At 62.4% G+C, this 19,633-nt stretch carries 15 protein-coding genes; 6 read left to right on the top strand and 9 right to left on the bottom strand.

Translation table 11 applies throughout. The features are described 5' to 3' along the window. Window position 1 precedes the first annotated feature (1 nt). From GIV35_RS12055 to GIV35_RS12045, 3 genes are read left to right on the top strand one after another with little or no spacing between them, the layout of a single operon-like run. The gene (locus GIV35_RS12055; protein WP_105225615.1) at window positions 2-889 is read left to right on the top strand and encodes a type II secretion system F family protein; all 888 of its coding nucleotides are present in this window, start codon (window positions 2-4) and stop codon (window positions 887-889) included. A 10-nt stretch (window positions 890-899) separates the two neighbouring features. Next, a complete protein-coding gene (locus GIV35_RS12050) occupies window positions 900-1,625 on the top strand; it encodes a tetratricopeptide repeat protein (protein ID WP_223023820.1) in 726 nt (241 codons plus the stop codon). Between the two features lie 10 nt (window positions 1,626-1,635). Then, window positions 1,636-1,908 (top strand): DUF3613 domain-containing protein, encoded by a 273-nt coding sequence (locus GIV35_RS12045; protein WP_105225613.1) that lies wholly within the window; start codon window positions 1,636-1,638, stop codon window positions 1,906-1,908. A gap of 136 nt (window positions 1,909-2,044) precedes the next feature. Here the strand turns inward: GIV35_RS12045 and GIV35_RS12040 are convergent, their stop codons facing one another. After that, window positions 2,045-2,830 carry a response regulator transcription factor gene (locus GIV35_RS12040; RefSeq protein WP_200649410.1) on the bottom strand — a complete coding sequence of 262 codons (786 nt, stop codon included), beginning with the start codon at window positions 2,828-2,830 and terminating at the stop codon, window positions 2,045-2,047. 71 nt (window positions 2,831-2,901) lie between these two features. Beyond that, the gene (locus tag GIV35_RS12035) at window positions 2,902-3,405 is read right to left on the bottom strand and encodes a prepilin peptidase (protein WP_223023819.1); all 504 of its coding nucleotides are present in this window, start codon (window positions 3,403-3,405) and stop codon (window positions 2,902-2,904) included. A gap of 71 nt (window positions 3,406-3,476) precedes the next feature. Between GIV35_RS12035 and GIV35_RS12030 the strand changes: the two genes are divergently transcribed. After that, on the top strand, window positions 3,477-3,920 hold the full coding sequence (locus GIV35_RS12030) for a TadE/TadG family type IV pilus assembly protein (RefSeq protein WP_223023818.1): 444 nt from the start codon (window positions 3,477-3,479) through the stop codon (window positions 3,918-3,920). Then, window positions 3,917-6,667 (top strand): PAS domain-containing sensor histidine kinase, encoded by a 2,751-nt coding sequence (locus GIV35_RS12025; protein ID WP_236264511.1) that lies wholly within the window; start codon window positions 3,917-3,919, stop codon window positions 6,665-6,667. The genes GIV35_RS12030 and GIV35_RS12025 overlap by 4 nt, the downstream gene beginning before the upstream one ends. 407 nt (window positions 6,668-7,074) lie before the next feature. Here GIV35_RS12025 and GIV35_RS12020 read toward each other — a convergent pair whose 3' ends face one another. From GIV35_RS12020 to pbpC, 6 genes are all read right to left on the bottom strand, one after another. Beyond that, window positions 7,075-9,018 carry a pilus assembly protein TadG-related protein gene (locus GIV35_RS12020; RefSeq protein WP_236264512.1) on the bottom strand — a complete coding sequence of 648 codons (1,944 nt, stop codon included), beginning with the start codon at window positions 9,016-9,018 and terminating at the stop codon, window positions 7,075-7,077. 267 nt (window positions 9,019-9,285) lie between these two features. Next, complete coding sequence (locus tag GIV35_RS12015) at window positions 9,286-9,843, bottom strand: DUF4136 domain-containing protein (protein WP_034126431.1); 558 nt, start codon at window positions 9,841-9,843, stop codon at window positions 9,286-9,288. A 43-nt stretch (window positions 9,844-9,886) separates the two neighbouring features. Further along, window positions 9,887-10,489, bottom strand: coding sequence for a DUF4136 domain-containing protein (locus GIV35_RS12010; protein WP_236264513.1), 603 nt, complete (start codon window positions 10,487-10,489; stop codon window positions 9,887-9,889). Between the two features lie 23 nt (window positions 10,490-10,512). Then, window positions 10,513-11,262, bottom strand: coding sequence for a methyltransferase (locus GIV35_RS12005; protein WP_223023815.1), 750 nt, complete (start codon window positions 11,260-11,262; stop codon window positions 10,513-10,515). Beyond that, window positions 11,255-11,563, bottom strand: coding sequence for a MazG-like family protein (locus GIV35_RS12000; protein WP_003188211.1), 309 nt, complete (start codon window positions 11,561-11,563; stop codon window positions 11,255-11,257). Before GIV35_RS12000 ends, GIV35_RS12005 begins: the two co-directional genes overlap by 8 nt. A gap of 60 nt (window positions 11,564-11,623) precedes the next feature. Then, window positions 11,624-13,936, bottom strand: a complete 2,313-nt coding sequence (pbpC, locus tag GIV35_RS11995; RefSeq protein WP_419789552.1) for a peptidoglycan glycosyltransferase PbpC — start codon at window positions 13,934-13,936, stop codon at window positions 11,624-11,626. Window positions 13,937-14,160: 224 nt separating this feature from the next. On the opposite strand from pbpC, the gene GIV35_RS11990 reads away from it, so the two are divergent. Next, window positions 14,161-14,454 carry a hypothetical protein gene (locus tag GIV35_RS11990; protein WP_003188208.1) on the top strand — a complete coding sequence of 98 codons (294 nt, stop codon included), beginning with the start codon at window positions 14,161-14,163 and terminating at the stop codon, window positions 14,452-14,454. Between the two features lie 130 nt (window positions 14,455-14,584). Here the strand turns inward: GIV35_RS11990 and GIV35_RS11985 are convergent, their stop codons facing one another. Further along, window positions 14,585-19,480, bottom strand: coding sequence for an alpha-2-macroglobulin family protein (locus tag GIV35_RS11985; protein ID WP_236264514.1), 4,896 nt, complete (start codon window positions 19,478-19,480; stop codon window positions 14,585-14,587). Between the last annotated feature and the right edge of the window lie 153 nt (window positions 19,481-19,633).

Below are 19,633 nucleotides of genomic sequence, written 5' to 3'. Positions count from 1 at the left end.
GATGGCCATCCTGATTTGCATCCTGTTATCGCTCGCCGCCGCCGCCTTGATCGTCGGCAACCTGCTGGAGCAAAGGCGCCGTCAACGCCTGGTCAGCCAACGCCTGCAAGGCCAACTGACCCGCGAGGACAAACTCGGCAGCCTAATGCGCCAGTTGGGCGCCAGCACCGTGGCCCAGCGCTCGGTCAGCCTGGACAACGAAACCCAGACCCTGCTCAACCGCGTCGGCTGGCGCAAAGCCAACCAGCGCTCCATGTTTGCCGCTTTCCAGATCGGCGTGCCCATCGTGCTGCTGGGCTTGACCCTGCTCGGCCAGCAACTGCTGTTTCCCCATGCCGGCTCACCCTGGATTGCCCCGGCGATTGCCCTGGGCATCGGTTACTTGCTGCCCAAACGCATCCTCGCCCTCAGTGCGAAATATCGCCAGGAGCGTATCGCTCGGGAAATTTCCACCTTCATTCCATTACTGCGCATCCTGTTCGAATCCGGCATGGCAGTTGAGCAATCGCTGCGGGTGTTGAGCACCGAAGCCCAGCGCTTGCTGCCAGACCTGACCCATGAACTGCGCCTGATCCTGGCAAGGGTCGACTCAGGCCTGGAACTGTCCGAAGAGCTGGGCAAGACCGCACGCCTGTTGGCCGTGGATGAGTTCACCGACACCTGCATCATCCTTCAGCAGTTGATCCACCAAGGCGGCGGCGCGATGAAATCCTTGCTGGCCCTCAAGCAGTTGCTTGACGACCGCCGCCTGACCCGCCTGCAGGAATACATCTCGAAGATGTCCGCGAAGATGTCCGTGGTGATGATGGTGTTCCTGTTTCCCGCCTTGCTGATCGTGCTGGGGGGGCCGGCCATGATCGCCATCTCCCGAGCCTTGAATAACTTTTGAGGAGCCTGCCATGAAACCACTGATCGTCGCCTTGAGCCTGCTGATGCTGGGCGGCTGTGCCAGCAACGGCCAGGTTCCGTGGGCCGGGTTGCTGGCGCCGGGCAATTGCCCCAAGCCCAGCTCGGACCAGGAGCTGTCGCTGAACCTGGCCGATGACATGGCCAACGAGGGCAAGCTGCACGCCAGCCTCGCCAACCTGCAGAACCTGCCCAGCGCCCTGCCCCAGGTTCGTCAACGCCAGGCCCGTGCCTATCGCTTGCTAGGCCGTCCTGACGCCGAGCCGTTGTACCGCAGCCTGCTGGGCACCTGCCTGGCCGCCGACGGTGAGCACGGCCTGGGGCAACTCGCGTCGGCCAAGGGCGACAACGGCCAGGCCATGGCTCACCTGCAACGCGCAGCACGGTTGGCGCCCACCGACGAAAAAATCCGCAACGACCTGGGCGTGGTGTACCTCGATCAACGGCGCCTGGATGACGCGCGCTTTGAATTCATGACCGCCATCGAACTCAAGCAGAGCGATCAATTGGCGGCGGTGAACCTGGTGACCTTGCTGATCTATCAGGACAACTGGGAGCAAGCCGCGAAAGTGGTCGGCCAACTCGGGTTGAGCCCTGATCAGGTGACCCGAGCCCAGGCACGGGCGCAACACCTCAAGGACGCTGGCGCGGCACCGCAGCGCCCAGTCAAAGATCAGGTAGCGGCGGTCAGCGACACGCTGCCGGCCTCTGTAAAATAGGGAGTCGATGATGAAATTCCATTACCTCGCCGGCCTTGCATGCCTGGCCCTGCCCCTCCTTGCGTCGGCCATCGAAGCGGGGCCGTCCTCACCCCGGCAGGCAGAAACGGAAAACTGGATGGCGCTGCAACTGAGCGGGCGCGCAGCCTCGGCCAACCCGCAAAAAACCACGCCGGCAGAACGCGAACAGGCGCTCAAGCGCTGGCTGGACAGCAACAAGCACCCGATTCCGGAGTTTTTTGATCAGAAAATAGGCGGCACTGCGCAAAGTGGAAGCAAGTAAAGCTACCGTGGCGAGCAAGCCTGCTTGCGCTGGGGTGCGAAGCGCCCCCAAGAAAAGCCGACTCCAGCTGCGCTGTCGAGCGGGAGCAAGCTCCCTCGCCACAGAAAGATGACTCCTGCAAGGTTTGCCTGGGCCTTTAGTGCGCAGTCACCCGCTGGCGCATCGCCGAGTTGCTCGGTGACAACGCCAGCGCCAACTGCGTGCGGTTGTGCATATGGGTCAGGCGCAGCACCTGGGACACGTACAGTTTGACTGTGTTCTCGGTAATTCCCAGTTCACAGGCAATCTGATAGTTGGTCTGGCCCTTGCCCACCAGGCGAGCCACATCCAGCTGGCGCGGTGACAGCTGATTGAAGATCGCCGGGATCTCCAACGGCCCGGCTTCATCAGCCGATGGGTCCCTGTCATGGTCCTGGGGCACCGGGTTGCGACGCACTTTGTCCAAGTCCATATACAAGTCGTTGATCGATTCGGACAGGTACTGCAACTTCTGGTTGAGCGTGCCCAGTTGCAGGTCTTTTTGCCGTTCCTCCAACGCGGCTTCCTGGCGCTTGAGGCCTTCGAGCAATTCATCGAGGTTGATCGGCTTCTGGTAGTAATCGGCGATGCCCGCACGCAGGGCCTTGATCACATCCTGTTTGTCGGCGCGACCGGTGAGCATGATCGCTTCGAACGCGCGATGTTTACCGGCGATCCGTTGCAGCGCCTGGACCAGCTCGATGCCGTCCATGTCCGGCATATGCAGGTCACACAGCACTAAACCAATCTGAAGGTCTTCGCCAAAACGCTGGACAGCCTGCTGGCTGGACTCGCAGGGGACACAACGGTACCCACTGCTTTCAAGAAATTCACAGAGCTCCTCCACGATTAATGGCTGATCGTCGACCACGAGCACTTTTACTGCAGACGTAAGCTTGTTCACGCGCTACTCCATGCCTGGCAAGCCAAATAATGACCTATCCTTTCTGACGAAAATTCCTACATAAGCACTCATTAAACGTAGACGTACTTTCCGACTATGTACATAGCATTAATCAACTCGTGCGACTGATGGATCCAAAACCAGCTGCCGGCAAAACCTGTCAAAACGAAGGGCGCAAAGGGCTGTTTTGTTGACGCGTGCTCTGCCCGGTCAACGCTATTTGAGCTAAGCCATTGATGCATAAGTGTCCAGGCCACCATGGCGATGCCGGCACCGATCAACGACCCCAGCAGGTACTCGATATTGGAGGCCAGCCCCAAGGCGGCTAGCAACTTCACATCCCCCGCGCCAAAGCGGCCCAACGCGTAGCCGGGCAGGGTCAGCACCAGCGCCAAAGCCAAGGCCAGGCCACCCTCGCTGCGGGGCGCGCCCAGCCAGGTCGAGCCCGCCCATAGCAGGTAAATCAGCGCCAACAGCCCGACGCCCAGGGTCAGCGTATTGGCAATTTGGCGCCGGCGAATATCCTGCACAGCACATACGCCCAACCACAGCACAATCACTAGCGTCTGGATCACGTAAAAAACATCCCTTTTGGCTGAATGATTCTATGCTGATATCAAGTACTCGCCTCAGGGTAGACGCAGTCATGAAATCGAGCCTCCCGAGAAAGCAAAAAGGCGCTGCGGCGATCGAGTTTGCCTTGGTTTTCGTGATTTTCTTTGCAGTGTTCTACGGCATGCTCAGCTACAGCTTGCCGCTGCTGTTGATGCAGTCATTTCACCAAGCGGCGGCCGAAGGGGTACGCCGCAGTGTGTCCCTGGACCCAATCACTGCAGGTGCAGGCTATTCGGCCCTGGTTGTACAACGCGCCAAGGATGCGACCCAGGCCCAGTTGAACTGGATCCCCAGTTCCTTGAATTTCTTGCCCGGCTATATCACCGCTACCTACACCAATAATTTGCTGACGGTGAAGATCACCTACCCCACGGCCAATATCAAAGCGGTCTTGCCGGCCCTGGTATTGCCCGGGGTGGGCACCGTACCGAACCTGCCCACCAACCTCACCGCCACCTCGAGCCTTCAGTTTTGACGACGGGGGATAAATTGTTCGCACGCCTGCGCGGGCGCACCAGCGCCCTGGCTCTGGATGTACCCACGACGCCCGCGCCCGGCCTGCAACTGCAACTGGACAACCTGGGTCGGGTGCTGAACATCTCAGGCACCTTGAGGCCTTTGCTTGCCCAGCATCTTGCTGGCATGCCGAACCCACCGTTGCAGACCTTGCTGTGCGCCGACAGCGCGCTGAGTGTCGAGGGCACGCCGCAAGAGTGGCAACGACACGGCCTGGACCTCGACTTCCAGGGCGCTGCCGGCCAGGTCCTGCATACCCGCGGCTGGATCGAGCCGGAGGGCGACGGCTGGGCCCTGCACCTGCTGGACATCACGGACCTGCTGGCCGACCGAGCACGGGTACAGCAACGCGAACAGAACCACCAACTCGCCGCCCTGATGAGCGAACAGCTGCGCGTGTGCAGCCCCAACCGCCTGCCCCAGGTGTTCAGCGAACACCTGCGCAGCGTGGCCCAGCGCTGGCGCATCCCCTGCGTCGCCATGGCACTGCTCGACGAAGATGACCAGGGCTGGCGCATCTACAGCCACTACGCCGCGCACGACGCCCCAGCCTTATGGCAAACCGGGCAACACCTGGGCACCAGCCTGGACAGCATCAACGGCAACACGCCACTGAGCCTGGACATTGCCCAGGGGCGCAGCGACAACCCGCGCCTGCACAGTGTATTTGGCAATGCCGACGGCTTCCTGGTGCCGTACCGCGACAGCCATGGCGCCGCCGCGTGGCTGCTGTGTGGCTTCTATAACGGCCAGGCACACCACACCGGCGAGCGTGACTGGCTGAACCTGTGCGCGGCACTCGCCGCGCCGCTGCTGGGCCGTCTGCGCGAACAGCGTCACCACCAGCAACTGGAACGGGTAGAAGCCCTGCAAGGCCTGCTCGGCACTGGCTGGTGGGAACTGTTGCCCGCCACCCAGGAAATCCAACTGGCGCCACAATTGCTGCGCAACCTGAGCCTGGACGAAGGCCCCACCCGCCAACCCCTCGGCACCTGGCTCGAACTCATCCACCCCGCCGACCGTCAGGCCCTCGACAGCCGCCTGCAAGACCTGCAAGCCCTGGGCAAGCCACTGCTGACCAGCGTGCGCCTGCAACGCACCGAGTCCGAGCAGTCGCCCCTGTGGTACCGCATACAAGGCCAAGTGCTGGGCGCCGGCAATGAACGGCGCTGGGTCGGCTTCATGCTCGACATCAGCGACATCCAGAACCAGCAACTGCAAGCCGCCGCCGCCCATGCGCGCCTGGACAACCTGATCGCCAGCTCACCGGCCGTCATCTATGTGCAGCGCTACGTCAACGGCGCGCTGCACCCAGCGTTTTTCAGCGCCAGCCTGTTGCCGCTGCTGGGCTGGACCTTGGCCGATTGCAACCACGACACCCTGGCGGCGCTGATCCACCCCGACGACCGTGAGCGCTACTTCGAACGCACCCGCCAACTGCTGCGCGAAGGCAACGTGCGCAGCCGCTACCGCCTGCGCGACAAGCAAGGCAACTACCACTGGCTGCTCGACGAAGCCAAGCTTTTGCGCGACGACCTCGGCTTGCCGGTGGAAGCCGTGGGCCTTTGGCTGGACGTCACCGAGGCGACCCTGGCCGCCGAGCAGGTGCGCCAAAGTGAAGAGCGCTACCGCATCCTGGTGGAAGACTCGCCAGCGATGATCTGTCGCTACCGTCCCGACCTGATCCTCACCTTCGGCAACACGCCGCTGGCCAATTACCTGGAATGCCGGCCCGACCAACTGCCAGGCATCGACCTGGGCCAGTGGCTGTCGGATGAACAACGCGCCGCCTTTATGCAGCGCATTCAGCAACTGACCCCGGAATTCCCGGTGAGCACCGCGGAAATCAGCCTGCAACTGCCGGGGCGCGAACATGCCTGGTGGGTGTGGTCGGACCGTGGCGTCTTCGATGAACAAGGCGCCCTGATCGAAGTGCAAGCCGTAGGGCGCGACAACACCGAAGTACGCCGCTCCCAGCAGCAACTGACCCAAAGCGCGAAAATGGCCACCCTCGGCGAAATGGCCACCGGCCTGGCCCATGAGATCAACCAGCCGCTGAACGTGATGCACATGGCCATCACCAATGTGCTCAAGCGCCTGGGCAATGGCGATGTGCAGATCGACTACCTCACGGAAAAACTGCACCGTATCGACGCCCAGGTGCAACGCGCGGCACGGGTGGTCGACCATATGCGCGTCTTCGGCCGCCGCTCGGAAATCGAGCAACAACCATTCGACCCGGCGCAGGCGCTGGAGGGCACCCTGTCCCTGCTCAGCGAAGGCCTGCGCGGCAAAGGTGTAGACGTGCGCATCAGCCCTACGGACTTCTCGGTGCAGGTCAAAGGCTATGTCGACCAGCTGGAACAGGTGCTGATCAACCTGATGGTCAATGCCCGCGACGCATTACTCAGCCAGCGAGAAAAAGACCCTGCCCTGCGCCCCTGGATTGCCCTGCACAGCGAGCACGACAGCCGCCATGTGCGTATCTGGGTCGAAGACAACGCCGGCGGGATAGACCCGCGCCTGTTGGAGCGGATTTTCGAACCGTTCTTTACCACCAAGCCGATAGGCGTCGGCACCGGATTGGGGCTCTCGGTGAGCTATGGGATTGTGGAAAACATGGGTGGGCGCCTGAGCGTCACCAACGGCGAGGCCGGCGCGAAATTCTGCGTCGAGTTACCCATCGCGCAGAACTCAATCAGCTAACCACGACGCGAAGAGAGCCGCTCTTGCTCTTGCTCTTGCTCTTGCTCTTGCTCTTGCTCTGCTTTTGCTCTTAGGCGCCCCGTCAAACCACGCTGGCGGATTACGGGCACACCGAGCCCAGACGAGGTGCCGAGTGGTGGGGCAAGAGCGTTTTGCTTACTTTGGCCTGGGCCGGCATCCCGGCTTTTGCAAAGTGAGCCGCCGTCAGGGCGGAACCCTAAGTGGCCGTTACCGCAGCAATGGATATGTACTCGGTATAACTGTGTCGACTGGCAGGCCGCTATCGCAGGCAAGCCAGCTCCCACATTTGGAACGCGGGGTGTCAGCCAGATAGGCGTCGGCTGTCAGGCCGCCATACCAGGCAACCCCCCACATTTGGAACGCGGTGCATCAGATAGACCAACAGGCTAAATCACCAGATAAGCCCGGCCCATATGGCAAGAGAGATTGGCACCAACTTCGGCATTGCCCAAGTTGATGCCCAAGGCGCTGAGCAAGGTGTTGACGATAGGGTCGAGAATCGGCGACAGCACGTTCTGGATCAGCCCCACCACCGCCGTGGTGATGGTCGCCAACAGCCCGGCGACCCCAGCCAGCGCACCATTGGAGACACTGCCGCTGGGCGGTGCATAAGTTACCTGCAAGCCATTAAGGGTCGCCGCCAGGCTGCCGACGATATTGGCGGTGCCCGGCGCGAACTTGTAGGTGGGCGGCGCATTCATCTCGGCCACCGGCGCAAACACCATCGTGCTGGTTTGCGCAGCAATGGTGGAGTTGGCTTTCAACAGCAAACCGCCCCCCACATTGGGTGTACGGTTAGGGCTGCACAGCAGCGTCAGGACCACACAGTAGCGCTGGCCAAAATCGATCAGCCTGACCGGCTGCACATCGACTGCTGCGGAGGAAGAAAAAGCCGCCTCCGGATCCACCGTACCGACCGCCAGGGTCGCCAGGGACGTAGTGGTTTCCACCGTCAAGGATTTGGAGGCCGGCGAGTCGCAATTGAAATCCGTGACATGGGTTTGCGCACTGCCGGCTTCGATGTAAATGGCCAGCGATGTGGTGACATCCACGTCAGCCACATTGCAGGCCACCAGGCACAACACACCGCCAACCACCGCTGGCAGGTTGAGGTTCAACAAGCCCTTGACCACCTGGGACACCGGCGTGCCCAGGCCCGTCAATATGGACGCCACGCCAGAGACCGCCTTGATGATCGGTGCCTGCACGGTCACCAACGTGCGCACTTGCGCGGTGCGTACAAAAATCTGATCGGTCGGCGGGGTATTTTGCAAGCCCTTCTTGGCCAGCACAGGATTGCCAATGGCCGACAGCTGCGGCGGTTCGATGACCTTGGTCTGGATCGACACATTGCCCACCAGCGGAATCGCGACCTGCGCCGCCGCGCTCACCGCATTCTTGCTGCTGGACAACTGCGCCACCGCTTCCAACAGTTGAAACAATTGCACATTGCTGTTCAGCGCCGCCGTCGGCGTGCCGGTGGCGATGTCGATCAGGTCACCCACGGTCAACAGCTTGCTGTTGGGTGCAATGGCTTGAATCGAAATCACGTCATTGACCACCGCCGTGACCGCCGCACCGTTTTTCTGCAAAACCTTCACAGCAGCGTCGATCAGTTGAGTAGCCGAGACTGCGGTACTGAGCAAGGCATCGTATTCACCGGCCTTCACGTTCAGGTTGATCGCCAGTTGGTCCAAATAGCTGAGCAGGTTGACGTTGGTCTGCAGCAAGCCGTTCCAACCCGCCGCCGTGAGCGAAAGGTTACCGCCGAGCAGGTTGCCGATGACCAGGTTGAGCAGTGGGGATTTGCCTGAGTCGACGCTGGCCAGACTGCTGCGGATCGAGAGCTGCGCCACGGGCGGCGGTGTCGCTGCGACGGCGGTGGCGCTCAAGTTGATTTGCGGGGTGATCGGCGCGCCGCTGAACAGGTTCCACAGGCCATTGGCGATGCTGGTCAGGACGGTGCGCGAGGCCACCACGCGGATCGCGTCGCTCTTGGTGGCATCCGCGGTAAACACACGGGTGTTCAGAGCATTGGTCGCCAGGGTGCCGCACGTCACCGCCAGGGTGCTGCCATTACCGACCACAAAACCGTTGCGCGCGGCATTTTGCGTGACATAGGCGTTTGCGGTGGTGTTGGTACCGCATTGGCCACCGAGACTGGCTGCCTCCAACGCCGAGGTATCGGCGACGGATTGCAGCTTGCGCTTTTCCAAATACAAGCGCCCGCTGTCAACCGCCAGCAACGTAAACACCAAGGCCAAGGCCAAGGTGCCTGCCGCCATCAAGCCTATTGCACCACGCTGCCTGGAACCGAATCGGGGAGACATCGAAGCACTCCTGCGCTAACTCTCCGTTGCACTGGAGTGTAGACAAGGCTTCGGCAGGTTGCTGGCAACTCGCCACATTGGCGACTGGCGGAGATGCCCTGAATGTCGGCCCCCTAATACAACTCAGCTAAGCGAACGCTATGCTCAAAACACTGAAGATCAAATGTGGGAGCTGGCTTGCCTGCGAAAGCGGTAGTGCAGTCACTGAAGCAGTGACTGGCACACCGCTTTCGCGAGCAAGCCCGCTCCCACAGGGGTACGGGGGGATCAGCGCGGCGGGTAGTTGGAAAGGATCTTGGTCACGGTGCTGCGGATGGCTTTGTTGCGTTCCTCGGGGTTCGGCGTGCTGGCCATCATCTGTTCGTCGCTGCCGCGCCACACCAGCTTGCCGTCCTTGCCGTCGAGCAGGTCGATCTGGATGGTCGCGACCTTGTAGGTGATGTTGCGGGTTTCGTTGTACATCGGCGCGCCCCAGTAACCATTCCACGGGCCGCCCCAGGCACCGCCATAGTTGGTGGTGACTTGCTGCTGGCGGTCTTCGACGATCAGGTAGGCCTGTACATTCAGGTCAGCCTTGGTACCCGCCGCCGCAGGACGCAAACCCCGCTGATCCAGCTGTTCGCCCACGGCCTGGCGGATGCGTTGCTCGGTGAGGTCGCTCTTGATCCTCGGATCATCGGGACGGTACTGCAACGCTGGGTCTTTCCAGGCCCAATTGCGGTAGGCGCCGAAGTCTCGGCTGGCGTCGAAATCGTGGTTGACCTGGTTGCTCTGGCAACCGCCCAGCAACATGACAACAGCAAGCGCAGCGATGCGACGAAGCATGGTGTTCTCCAAAAACAACGTGGGCTTGCAATGAGAATAGCTGCTAACTGGGCGGATAGGCAGCCATTGCCTTCTGCATCGCCTTGCGCAAGCTATCGGCGCGTTCGCTCAGGCTGCCCTGGCTGGTGGTTTCGGCACTGGTGCTCCACACCGGCTGGCGGGTGCGCGCATCGAACAGGCTGATACGCGCCACGGCCACTGTCACTTCATAGGTGCGCACCACGGGCACGCTGTTGTACATGCCGTAACCGTTGCCATAGCGGTTATAGCCGCCGTAGCCGTAACCATAATCGTCCTGGACCTGGCGCAGGCGTTTTTCCAGGCGTACATCGGCGCTCACCAGCAGGTCGGGTGCACGCTTGTCATGCAAGGGGCGCAAGCCGCGCTGATCGAGGGCGCCGCTGACAGCCTCGGCAATCTGCGCCGAATCGGCCCAGGCCGTGCCCGCCGGCAACTGACCGTTGAGCCAACCCCATCTGCGGTAGGCACCATAGTCGCGCACCGGCGCGGGGTAGGCGCTGGCATCAAAGGTAGTGGCCGCCTGGGCGGGCGCCGGCGGCATCGGTGCCGAACTGGCCACGTAAGGATTGGGGCTCGAGCAGGCCACAAGGCCTAGAGACAACAGGATTAAACCGAGACGACGCATGTCGACCTCCCACGCTGGGCCGCTTAAACCGGGCGGCAGATCCAGTGCAAATATCGCCCAAGCCCGGCAAAGCTTGGGTGACGACGGTGAGCGAGCTCCATCTCCAACAAGTCCTGCAGGTTGGCGCGCGCCTGGAATTCCACCGGCATATAGTCGTGGAACACCCGCACGCCACTTTGGCTTTCGACCTGCCACAGCCCTTCGAGTTGCGCCGCCAACTCCCGTGGGTCCAGGGGTTGTTGCGGCGTCAGGCTCTGCTTTTCGCCGGCCATGTCGTTCTTGCGCATTTTGCGGAAGTGGCCTTTGAGCAGGTTGCGGTAGATCAACGCATCACGGTTGTAGAACGCCAGGGACAACCAGCCACCCGGCAGCGTCAGTTGGTGCAGTACCGGCAGGATGGCGTGGGGCTCGGCCAACCACTCCAGCACGGCATGGCATAGCACCAGATCGTAAGGCTCGGTGAGTTGGCCGAGCAACTCCTGCCACGGTGCATGAATAAAGGTCGCGCTTTGGCCCGCGTCAGCGAAGCGCTGGCGCGCACCTTCAAGCATCGGCGCCGCGGGTTCGGCCAGGGTTACCTCGTGGCCGCGCTCGGCCAGCCACAGCGACATGTGCCCCAGGCCTGCGCCGATATCCAGCACGCGCAACGGGCGTTGCGGCAAGGCTTCCATCAGGTCGGCCTGGAGCACCGCCAGGCGAATCGCGCCCTTGGCACCGCCGTAGATCTTCTCGGCAAAGCGCGTGGCCAACTGGTCGAAATGACGATCACTCATGGGCAAACCGCCGTTCGCTATCGGCCAGCTTGGCGCGCACCACTTCGTTCATATCCAGGCCCAGTTCACTGCACAGCAACAGCAGGTACAGGACAATATCGCCGACCTCCTGGCCCGCATGGGCAAGTTTATCGGCGGGCAGTTGGCGGGATTGATCTTCGGTGAGCCATTGGAAGATTTCCACCAGCTCGGCCATTTCCACACTGGCAGCCATGGCCAGGTTTTTCGGGCTGTGGAACTGCTTCCAGTCGTTGGTATCGCGGATGCGGTGCAGGCGTTCGGTGAGGTGTTCGAGGTTCATGCGGGGGCTCCTGAATGGGTATAGCTTACCCGATCACTCCCACGCTCCGCGTGGGAACGATCAGTCGACAACGCTGAACTCGAGCCTGGCGGTTTGGCCGGCTTCATCCAATACGCTGAGCTGATAGCGGCCCAGCCGTTCAAAACTGGCATTGATGCTGTCCTGGTTCGCGCTGTCGCCCAACGGCGCCCCATTGAGGAACCACCAACGCCGGCCACTGCCGCCCAGGGCGGAGATGTTCAGGCGCAAGGCTTGTTGACTGGCAGCGGGCAGGCGCAGTTGGTCGCCTTCGCGTACGCCCACGATGGACAACGGCGACGCCGCAGCCAGCGCCGGCGGAGGGCAATCCGGGTCAGGCGCAGGAATGCGTGCTTCACGGCGTTCAATCCTTGGCAACCAGGGCTCCAGCGGCGCCGGCCACAGGGCAACGCTTTTGGCGGTTGCGCCAGGGCAATGGGCATCGACCCTCAAACCCTTGGGGTTAACCCAGATGCTTTCCATCAAGCCCACGCTCAAGGGTTGATCCAATGCCTGCAAGGTCGGCGGCGTGGTGTTGTCCAGGGTCCAGGCAAAACGCTGGCGGCGGCAATTGGGGTCGCTGCGGCTCATGGGCTGGCCCAGCGGCCAACAAATCGCTGCCACGCCGATATTGGCAGGCACCGGTTTGACTGGCGCACTGATGCCGCGCTGGCTATCGCGGTTGGTCAGCACGTCATGCACCTGCAACATCAACGGCGCTGCCGACGCCAGGCCGAACTGCCCCGGTACCGGCGTGCCATCGGGCCGGCCGATCCATACGCCAATCAGGTAACGCGGGCCCACGCCAATCGCCCAGGCATCGCGAAAGCCATAACTGGTGCCGGTTTTCCACGCCAGCACCGGCCGTTGGACCAGCTCGGCACGCGGGTCACGGTCGGGCCGCGCCTGGCCGCTGAGGATGCGCCGCACAATCCAAGCGGCGCCGGGCGACAGCAACGGCCGCTCCCTGAGCGTATCGTCCGGCTGTAACCGCAGGCTGGCGCTCTTGCCATCACGGGCCAGGGCGCTGTAGCCACTCACCAGTTCTTCCAGACGACTGCCCGCACCGCCGAGGATCAGCGCTAGGTTCGGCTCGGCCAATGCCGGCAACGCCAAGGGCATGCCACCGATGCGCATCTGTGCGGCAAAGCGCTTGGGCCCGTAGGCTTCCAGCAGTTGCACCGCAGGCAGGTTCAACGAACTGGACAACGCGGTGCTGGCCGGTACCGCCCCGGTAAAGCCCATGGAAAAGTTGCCAGGGCGGTAATCGCCATAGCGCCGAGGCACGTCCTGCAACAGCGATTCGGAGTGAATCAGGCCGTCATCCAACGCCATCCCGTAGAGAAAAGGCTTCAAGGTGGAACCGGGCGAACGCAGCGCGCTGATCATGTCCACATGACCAAAGCGCTTGGTGTCGTTGATATCCACCGACCCCAGGTAGGCGCGCACCGCCATGCTTTCTTCTTCCACCACCAGGATGGCCGCCGAGGTGTGCTCCGGCAGGCGTGCGCGCCAGCCCAACAGCAGGTCTTCGAGACGGCGTTGCAAGGTGGCATCCAGAGTGGTGCGAATCAGTGGCGGGCTGTCGGGGCGATTCAGGCGACGTGCGAGCAAGGGCGCCAGGCTCGGTTCCAGGCGTGGGGCGAGCAACAGGGGTTCTTCCAAGGCTTCATCCACCGCCGATTGCGGCCATACCTGAAACTCGGCCAGGCGGCGCAGCACTTTGTCCCGGGCCAGCTGGGCGCGCTGCGGATGGCGGTCCGGGCGCAAACGGCTCGGCGCCTGGGGCAATACCGCGAGCAACGCGGCTTCGGCGTGAGTCAGTTGTGATGGCGACTTGCCCAGGTACGCCCAACTCGCTGCCGCCACGCCCTGCAGCGTACCGCCGAAGGGCGCGCGATTCAGGTACAGGTTGAGGATTTCGTCCTTGGACAGGTGCCACTCCAACTGCGCGGTACGCCACAGCTGGCGTAACTTGCCGTGCAGGGTGCGTGAGTGTGGGTCGAGCAGGCGCGCAACCTGCATCGACAAGGTGCTGCCGCCGGACACCACTCGCGCGCCGCTCAGGTTTTGCCAGGTCGCACGCACCAGCGCCAACGGGTTTACGCCGGGGTGTTGGTAGAACCAGCGGTCTTCATAGGTGAGCAGCGCGTCGAGGTAATAGGGTGAGACTTCGCGGGTTTGTACCGGGTAGCGCCATACGCCATTGGCATCGGCAAATCGCCACAGCGGCGTGCCATCTTCGGCCAGCACCACCCGCGCCAGGTCGTCCTGGGGCAGGGGCAAGGGCCAGATGCGATCGGCCAGCCATAGCAGGGCGGCCACCAACACCACACAGCCCAAGACCCAGCGCAGCAACTGTGGGAGCTGGCTTGCCTGCGATAGCGCAGGATCAGTCAACTTATCCACAACTGCCCCACCGCTATCGCAGGCAAGCCAGCTCCCACATTGGGCCGCGTACATCTGCAGGTGATTAAACTAAAACTCAAACGGGCAAACCTCTATGCTTGCAGGGAACTCGCCTGCGTTATCGACAACCAAAGGCACAGTTACGCCCACCTTCTCATCAGGACACGCACATGCAGGTAGAAAGCTTTTTCGAATGGTTGGGCCAGGCGCTCGGTTCCGTCATCCGTTTTATCGTCGACGGGCTCAGCGGTTTGTTCGGGGCCTTGACCCACGCCGGCGGCAACTTTATCGACGGCCTGTCACGCACCTTGGGCATGGACACCTCGATCATCAGCATCATCACTCTGATCGTCGGGTTGCTCTTCCTGTACTCGGCGGTACGCGCCTTTATGCGGGCCTCGATTATCGTGGGGATCATCTGGCTGATGCTGGGGCTTTGGCTACTCAGTTGGGTCGTGCACTGACGGTGCAACCACTCGACTCCCCCTGTAGGAGCGAGCTTGCTCGCGAAGAACTCAAAAGCGCCGCGTTGATTCAGGAAACACGCGTTCTCGTTGACGTTTTTCGCGAGCAAGCTCGCTCCTACAGTGTCTTTCAGCGGCCCTTGATCACCATATCCACCGGCGTCTCGCCCACCGCCTGCCAGTTCGGCCGATACATCGACTCTACCTGCGGCGGCGGCACGCGGTAGGTTCCCGGTGTCACCGCACGCGCCAGGTACAACAAGTGCGTGGTGCCATAGCCATCCAGATTCATCGCCGCCACATAGCGGTCGTCCCTGAACTCCTGATGCTTGAGCGATGCGTTCTGCATCGACTCGCGCCACTCCTTCACCTGGCTGCTGGCGTTCTCCAGGCTCGCTGCGCTTTGTGCCAGGTTCTGGTTTTCCAGTTCCAGACCGGCGGGCAGCAAGTCCACCACCAAGGCATCCGGCACGCGTTGCTTGGCACTGACGGCCAGGTGCACCAGCACCAGGTCGCCGCTGTTGAGGCTGCGCAAATTCAACGGCTGGCCATTCATGCCCAGGTATTCGCGGCGAATACTCAGGTTCTCGCCACCCGGGGCAGGCGGCACTTGTGGGTAACCCGAGATTGTCAGTTGCTGGTAGACCGGCACATCGCTTTGATTGGTCAGGCTCAAATTGCCGGAAAGCAGCTTGCCTTCCAGGTTGAGCGTCGACTGCTGGTTATTCAGCTCATGCTCCCCGTCGCCGCCATCCAACAGCACCTTCCACGCCGATTCGGGCTGGGCGAAACCCAGCCGCCCGGCCAGGAACAGCGAGTTGCGCTCCTGGGTCGACAGATAGGGGCTGGCCGCCAACTGGTCCGACAAGGTAAACAGGCGCTCTTCACGCTTGCCCTTGGCCAAGTCATTTTCCTCCAGCAACGCCAGAATCATCGCCTGATCGCGCAACGGGCTGCCGTAGTCGGCCAGCCACTCCTTGGCACTGCGCTGCGCCGCCAAACCGGCAAGCAAGGCTTGATCGGCACGCGGCTGGTCGCCCATTTTCTGCAGGGCGATGGCCAACTGCACCAACGGCAAGCCGGAGCGCGCATCACTGCGCCGTTCGAACAGGCTGCGCAAGGCACCCAACGGCGCCTGCTGACTGCGCGCCAGCACCATGCCAGCATACGCCTGCACGGCAAACCGGGTGTGTTCGGCGTTGTCGCTGTAATCCACCTCGATCAGATTACGCTCCTGCACATACCGCAACAGGCGCTCGCTGGCCTTCTTCAAGGCTTCAGGCGGTACTGCAAAACCCTGGTCGCGGGCGCGCAGCAGGAAGTCGGTGACATACGCAGTCAGCCAATACTCTTCCTCGCCGTCAGCGCCCCATAGGCCAAAGCTGCCGTTGTAGCGCTGCATGCCCAGCAGGCGCTCGATGCCCAACTCGATCTTGCGCTTGCGCTCGGCATCCGGCTCGCCCTTGATGCTCAGGCGCTTGAGCAGCGCGTCGTCGGCGTACAGCGACGGGTACAAGCCACTGGCGGTTTGTTCCAGGCAACCATAGGGGTACGCCTTGAGCGCACTGATCTGCGCGCCCAGGTTCAACGGCGGCCGGCTCGACAGGCTCAACAACGCCTCGCGCCCCGAGGCATCGAACTGATCCAGCGCACCCGCCGGCAAGCTCCACGGCTGATCCTTGATCACGGCGCGGTAATGCTTGAGCAAGGCCGGGTACGCCGGGCGCACGCCTAAGGTCCATTCGCGGCTGAACGGCGGCAGGTTTTCCCCCGGCAGGTCCAGGCCATTGACCGTAACCTTGACCTTGCCCTGACCGAAACCGCCCCAGGCTTGTACCGGAATGCGCAGGGTGGTGCGCTGGCCTTGCTTGAGTTCAACCGATTGCGCGTCGCTGTTGACCAGTTCCAACGGCCCTTGCGTCGTTAATTGCACATCGAGTTTCTGCGCCTTGCCCGACAGGTTTGAGAGGTCCAGGGCCAAGGTGGTCTGGTCGCCTCCTGCCAGGAAGCGCGGCGCCGACAGCTCGGCAATCAGCGGGGCGGCGATCACCGTCTTGCCTTCGGCCATACCGTAGCGATCATCGCTCCAGGCCTGGGCCATCAGGCGAAGTTCGCCATTGAAGTCGGGGATATTGACGCTGACCTCGCCCTCGCCTTTGTCGTTCAGCGTCACCGGGGCGCTTTGCAGGGCGACGATGGTCACGCTGGTATCCGGGCGCTTGCCGCCTTTGGCCAACGCCGCGTCGCCACCAAATGCCAGGCTGGCCAGGCGCCCTTGGCCGGCTTCAATCAACTGGCCGTAGATGTCGAATTGGTCGACGCCATAGGCTTTGCGGCCGAACAGACTGGCGTACGGATTGGGCGTTGGGAACTCGGTGATATTGAGGATGCCCACGTCCACCGCCGCCAGCAGTACGTGCACCTGTTGGGGCACGCTGCCATCGGCGTTCCTGGCGGCGATCTTCACCGTCAGAGGTTGTTTGGGGCGCATTTTTTCTGGCGCAGTGAGGGTCAGGCCGAGTTTACGCTGGGTGCGATCCAGCGGCAGGTGCAGCAAGCCCACGGCGCGTTTAGGCGTGATATTGGCTTTGCGCTCGCCGGGACGAATCACCAGGGCGCTCACATACAGATCGTGGCGCGACCATTTCGGGTCGAGCTTCACCGCAAAGCTTTTGCCTTCGGCCGGCACGTCGATTTCCTGCCACCACAGCGGACCTTCGGCAGACTCCACCAACAGGTAGCCTTTACCGGCAGCCGGTGGCGTGACGGTGACATTGGCGGTGTCGCCATCGCCATAGGCGGGCTTGTCCAACGCCAGCTTGACCTGGTCGGGGCGCACGGCGCCGCCTTCGGTGTTGTCCTGGGCCTGGTAGCCGGCCCAGAAACGCAGGCTGCTGACCAGCCCGGTGTGCGGGTCTTCAACCTCCACACGGTAAGGGCCCCACTCCACCTGGAAGCTGACCTTGGCGGTGTCGCCCGCCTTGATGTTCAGGCTCTGCTCATCGAGGTTGAGGAATTTCTCGTTGAAGTGGTAGCTCCAGCCGTCATTCTCCGAGTAGTTCCAGTAGTAGTCGCGGCGCTCACGCACCAGGCGCACCTTGAGGTCTTGCGCGGCCAGTTTCTGACCGTCCTGGTTGGCCACCAGCACTTCGAATTCCACCGGGCCATCGCCGTTGGTTTCCTTGCCGTCAAACAGGCCACGCAGGCCCGGCAGTTGCTCGGCCGGCCAGATCGGCTGCACCAGGCGCCGGGTGATCGGCCGACCGCCGGACTCCTGCAGGCTGGCTTGCACAATCAGTTGCAACGGCGATTTAGCCTCGGCCCACTTGCTTTCCAGAGTCAGCGCTTGCTCGCCATTGGCGTCGAGTACGCTTTCGTCCAGTTCGAAATCCTGGCTCAGCTCTTCTTCAGTGACGGAACCGAACTGGTAGCCCGGCAGGGATTTGACCGCCTCACGCAGTGGCCGCACGTACACCTGGCCACTGACGCGGTTACCGGAGGCGGGCGCGCCGTAGAGGTAACGACCGTTGACCTGGATGACCGGGTTATCCGCCGGGCTCAACGCCGTGTCACTGCCCTTGAGTTCCAGCGCCAGGCGTTCGGGCAGAAAGTCTTCGACGAGAAATTCATAGAGTTGCGGCTTGCCGTCACCGAGGTCGAACACCAACTGCCAGCGCCCGGTCGGCGCCTCGCCAGCCAGCTGCAACGGGTATTGATACAGGCCCGACGCGTCGGCCTCCCACACGAACTTGCGACTCACCTGTTCATCCGGGCGCCGCACTTCGACGCTAACCGGCTGAGGCTTCACCGCCTTGCCATCCTTGTCACGCAACAGCGCGTTGAGCAGCACGGTTTCGCCGGGGCGATACAAATCACGCGGGCCGAACACAAAGAGCTGCAATGGGTGGGACGGTTGCCCGCCGATATCGAACTCCGCCAAATCCAGCGCGGCGCTGTCCAGGCGCAGCAGGCTGGTTTGCTCGCCCTGCTTGGCCAGTAACACCTGGGCTTTTTTCGGCAGCGGCAACTCGGCGTGGCCACCGTCTTCGGTCTTGCCCTGGCCGAGCACGCGGCCTTCGGCATCGAGGATTTCCAGTTCGACGCCGTTCAGTGCCTTGCCGCCTTCCAGGGCCTGGGTAAACACATCCAGGCGATTGGCATAGCGGTGCACCGACAGGCCGATATCACTCAAGGTGAACAGGGTGGCCGGTTGCGAATAGTTGTAGGTGCCCGAAGCGCGCATCACCGCGAGGTACACGCCCGGCTGCTGCAACTGCTTGAGGCCGGCAATCGGTAGCAACAGGGTTTCGCGGGTATTGCGCGCCGGGTTCAGGTCGAAACGCCCGCCGTACACCAGTTCGGCCATTGGCAGCAGTTCACGGGACTCATAGCTTTGCAGGCTGGTATTACGCCCCCACTGCGCCAGGAACGACGGCAGGGATTCGGGTTTGATCCGAAAGAATTCCACGTCGATCTTGTCGACATTCAACGCGATCACCGGCAGGCCCTCGGCCAGGCGCGTCGGCAACAGGGTGCCACGGCTGGCGAAGCCGACGGTGGCTTGCAGGTCGCGGGTTTCCAGGCGGGCGCTGTATTCGGCGGCGAGGGTGTTGCCGTTGATCGCCTTCACCCCGGCGTCCACGGTCAGCACCAGTTTGCGCTGCGGTTCAAGGTGGCGCAGGCGCAATTCCATCAGGTTATCGGAGAGTTCCCAGGCGCCATCGACCTTGCCGGACTTGCTGTCTACCAGGTGCAGCTTGTCGGCGAATTTCTGATCGGGGTCCAGCGCAATGGAAAAACTCACCGACAGCGTGCTGGCCCCATCCAACTGCACCTCGGACACATCCACCACGCTCAGCTCACGTCCGGCATAGCGTTGCTTCAACGCTGCCACGTCCACCGCCGCTTTCACCGGCTTCGGCGCTACCGCCACAGTGGGCGCAGGCGGTGCTGCGGGTTTATCAGAAGAATCGCAAGCGCTCAGCAGGGCCAGCGCGCAGGCCAGGAACAGTCCTTTGTTAAGCATGGGGCACTCATAGTCAGAGGGAACCGAGGGGTGAACTATATATCAGCGCCGACCAAGCTGCTGCGGCGCCGGTCACATTGACCGACGGAGGGGCGGTTGGTTCTAGGTGGGCATGAAGCCAAGCCAAATCCCACAGCCACTGGAGATCAAACG

The organism is Pseudomonas sp. PA-1-6B, assembly GCF_021609545.1.
Classification (GTDB): Bacteria; Pseudomonadota; Gammaproteobacteria; order Pseudomonadales; family Pseudomonadaceae; genus Aquipseudomonas; species Aquipseudomonas fluorescens_BV.
Note: the sequence above shows the minus strand (reverse complement) of the source record. Positions and strands in the feature narration are given on the sequence as shown.

Bases quoted from the DNA above. Each gene is read 5' to 3' on its own strand.
- GIV35_RS12020 (WP_236264512.1), bottom strand. From the start codon at position 9,018: ATGTCTCCCCGATTCGGTTCCAGGCAGCGTGGTGCAATAGGCTTGATG.
- GIV35_RS12050 (WP_223023820.1), top strand. From the start codon at position 900: ATGAAACCACTGATCGTCGCCTTGAGCCTGCTGATGCTGGGCGGCTGT.
- GIV35_RS12030 (WP_223023818.1), top strand. From the start codon at position 3,477: ATGAAATCGAGCCTCCCGAGAAAGCAAAAAGGCGCTGCGGCGATCGAG.
- GIV35_RS12055 (WP_105225615.1), top strand. From the start codon at position 2: ATGGCCATCCTGATTTGCATCCTGTTATCGCTCGCCGCCGCCGCCTTG.
- GIV35_RS12010 (WP_236264513.1), bottom strand. From the start codon at position 10,489: ATGCGTCGTCTCGGTTTAATCCTGTTGTCTCTAGGCCTTGTGGCCTGC.
- GIV35_RS12000 (WP_003188211.1), bottom strand. From the start codon at position 11,563: ATGAACCTCGAACACCTCACCGAACGCCTGCACCGCATCCGCGATACC.
- GIV35_RS11990 (WP_003188208.1), top strand. From the start codon at position 14,161: ATGCAGGTAGAAAGCTTTTTCGAATGGTTGGGCCAGGCGCTCGGTTCC.
- GIV35_RS12045 (WP_105225613.1), top strand. From the start codon at position 1,636: ATGAAATTCCATTACCTCGCCGGCCTTGCATGCCTGGCCCTGCCCCTC.
- GIV35_RS12005 (WP_223023815.1), bottom strand. From the start codon at position 11,262: ATGAGTGATCGTCATTTCGACCAGTTGGCCACGCGCTTTGCCGAGAAG.
- GIV35_RS11985 (WP_236264514.1), bottom strand. From the start codon at position 19,480: ATGCTTAACAAAGGACTGTTCCTGGCCTGCGCGCTGGCCCTGCTGAGC.
- GIV35_RS12015 (WP_034126431.1), bottom strand. From the start codon at position 9,843: ATGCTTCGTCGCATCGCTGCGCTTGCTGTTGTCATGTTGCTGGGCGGT.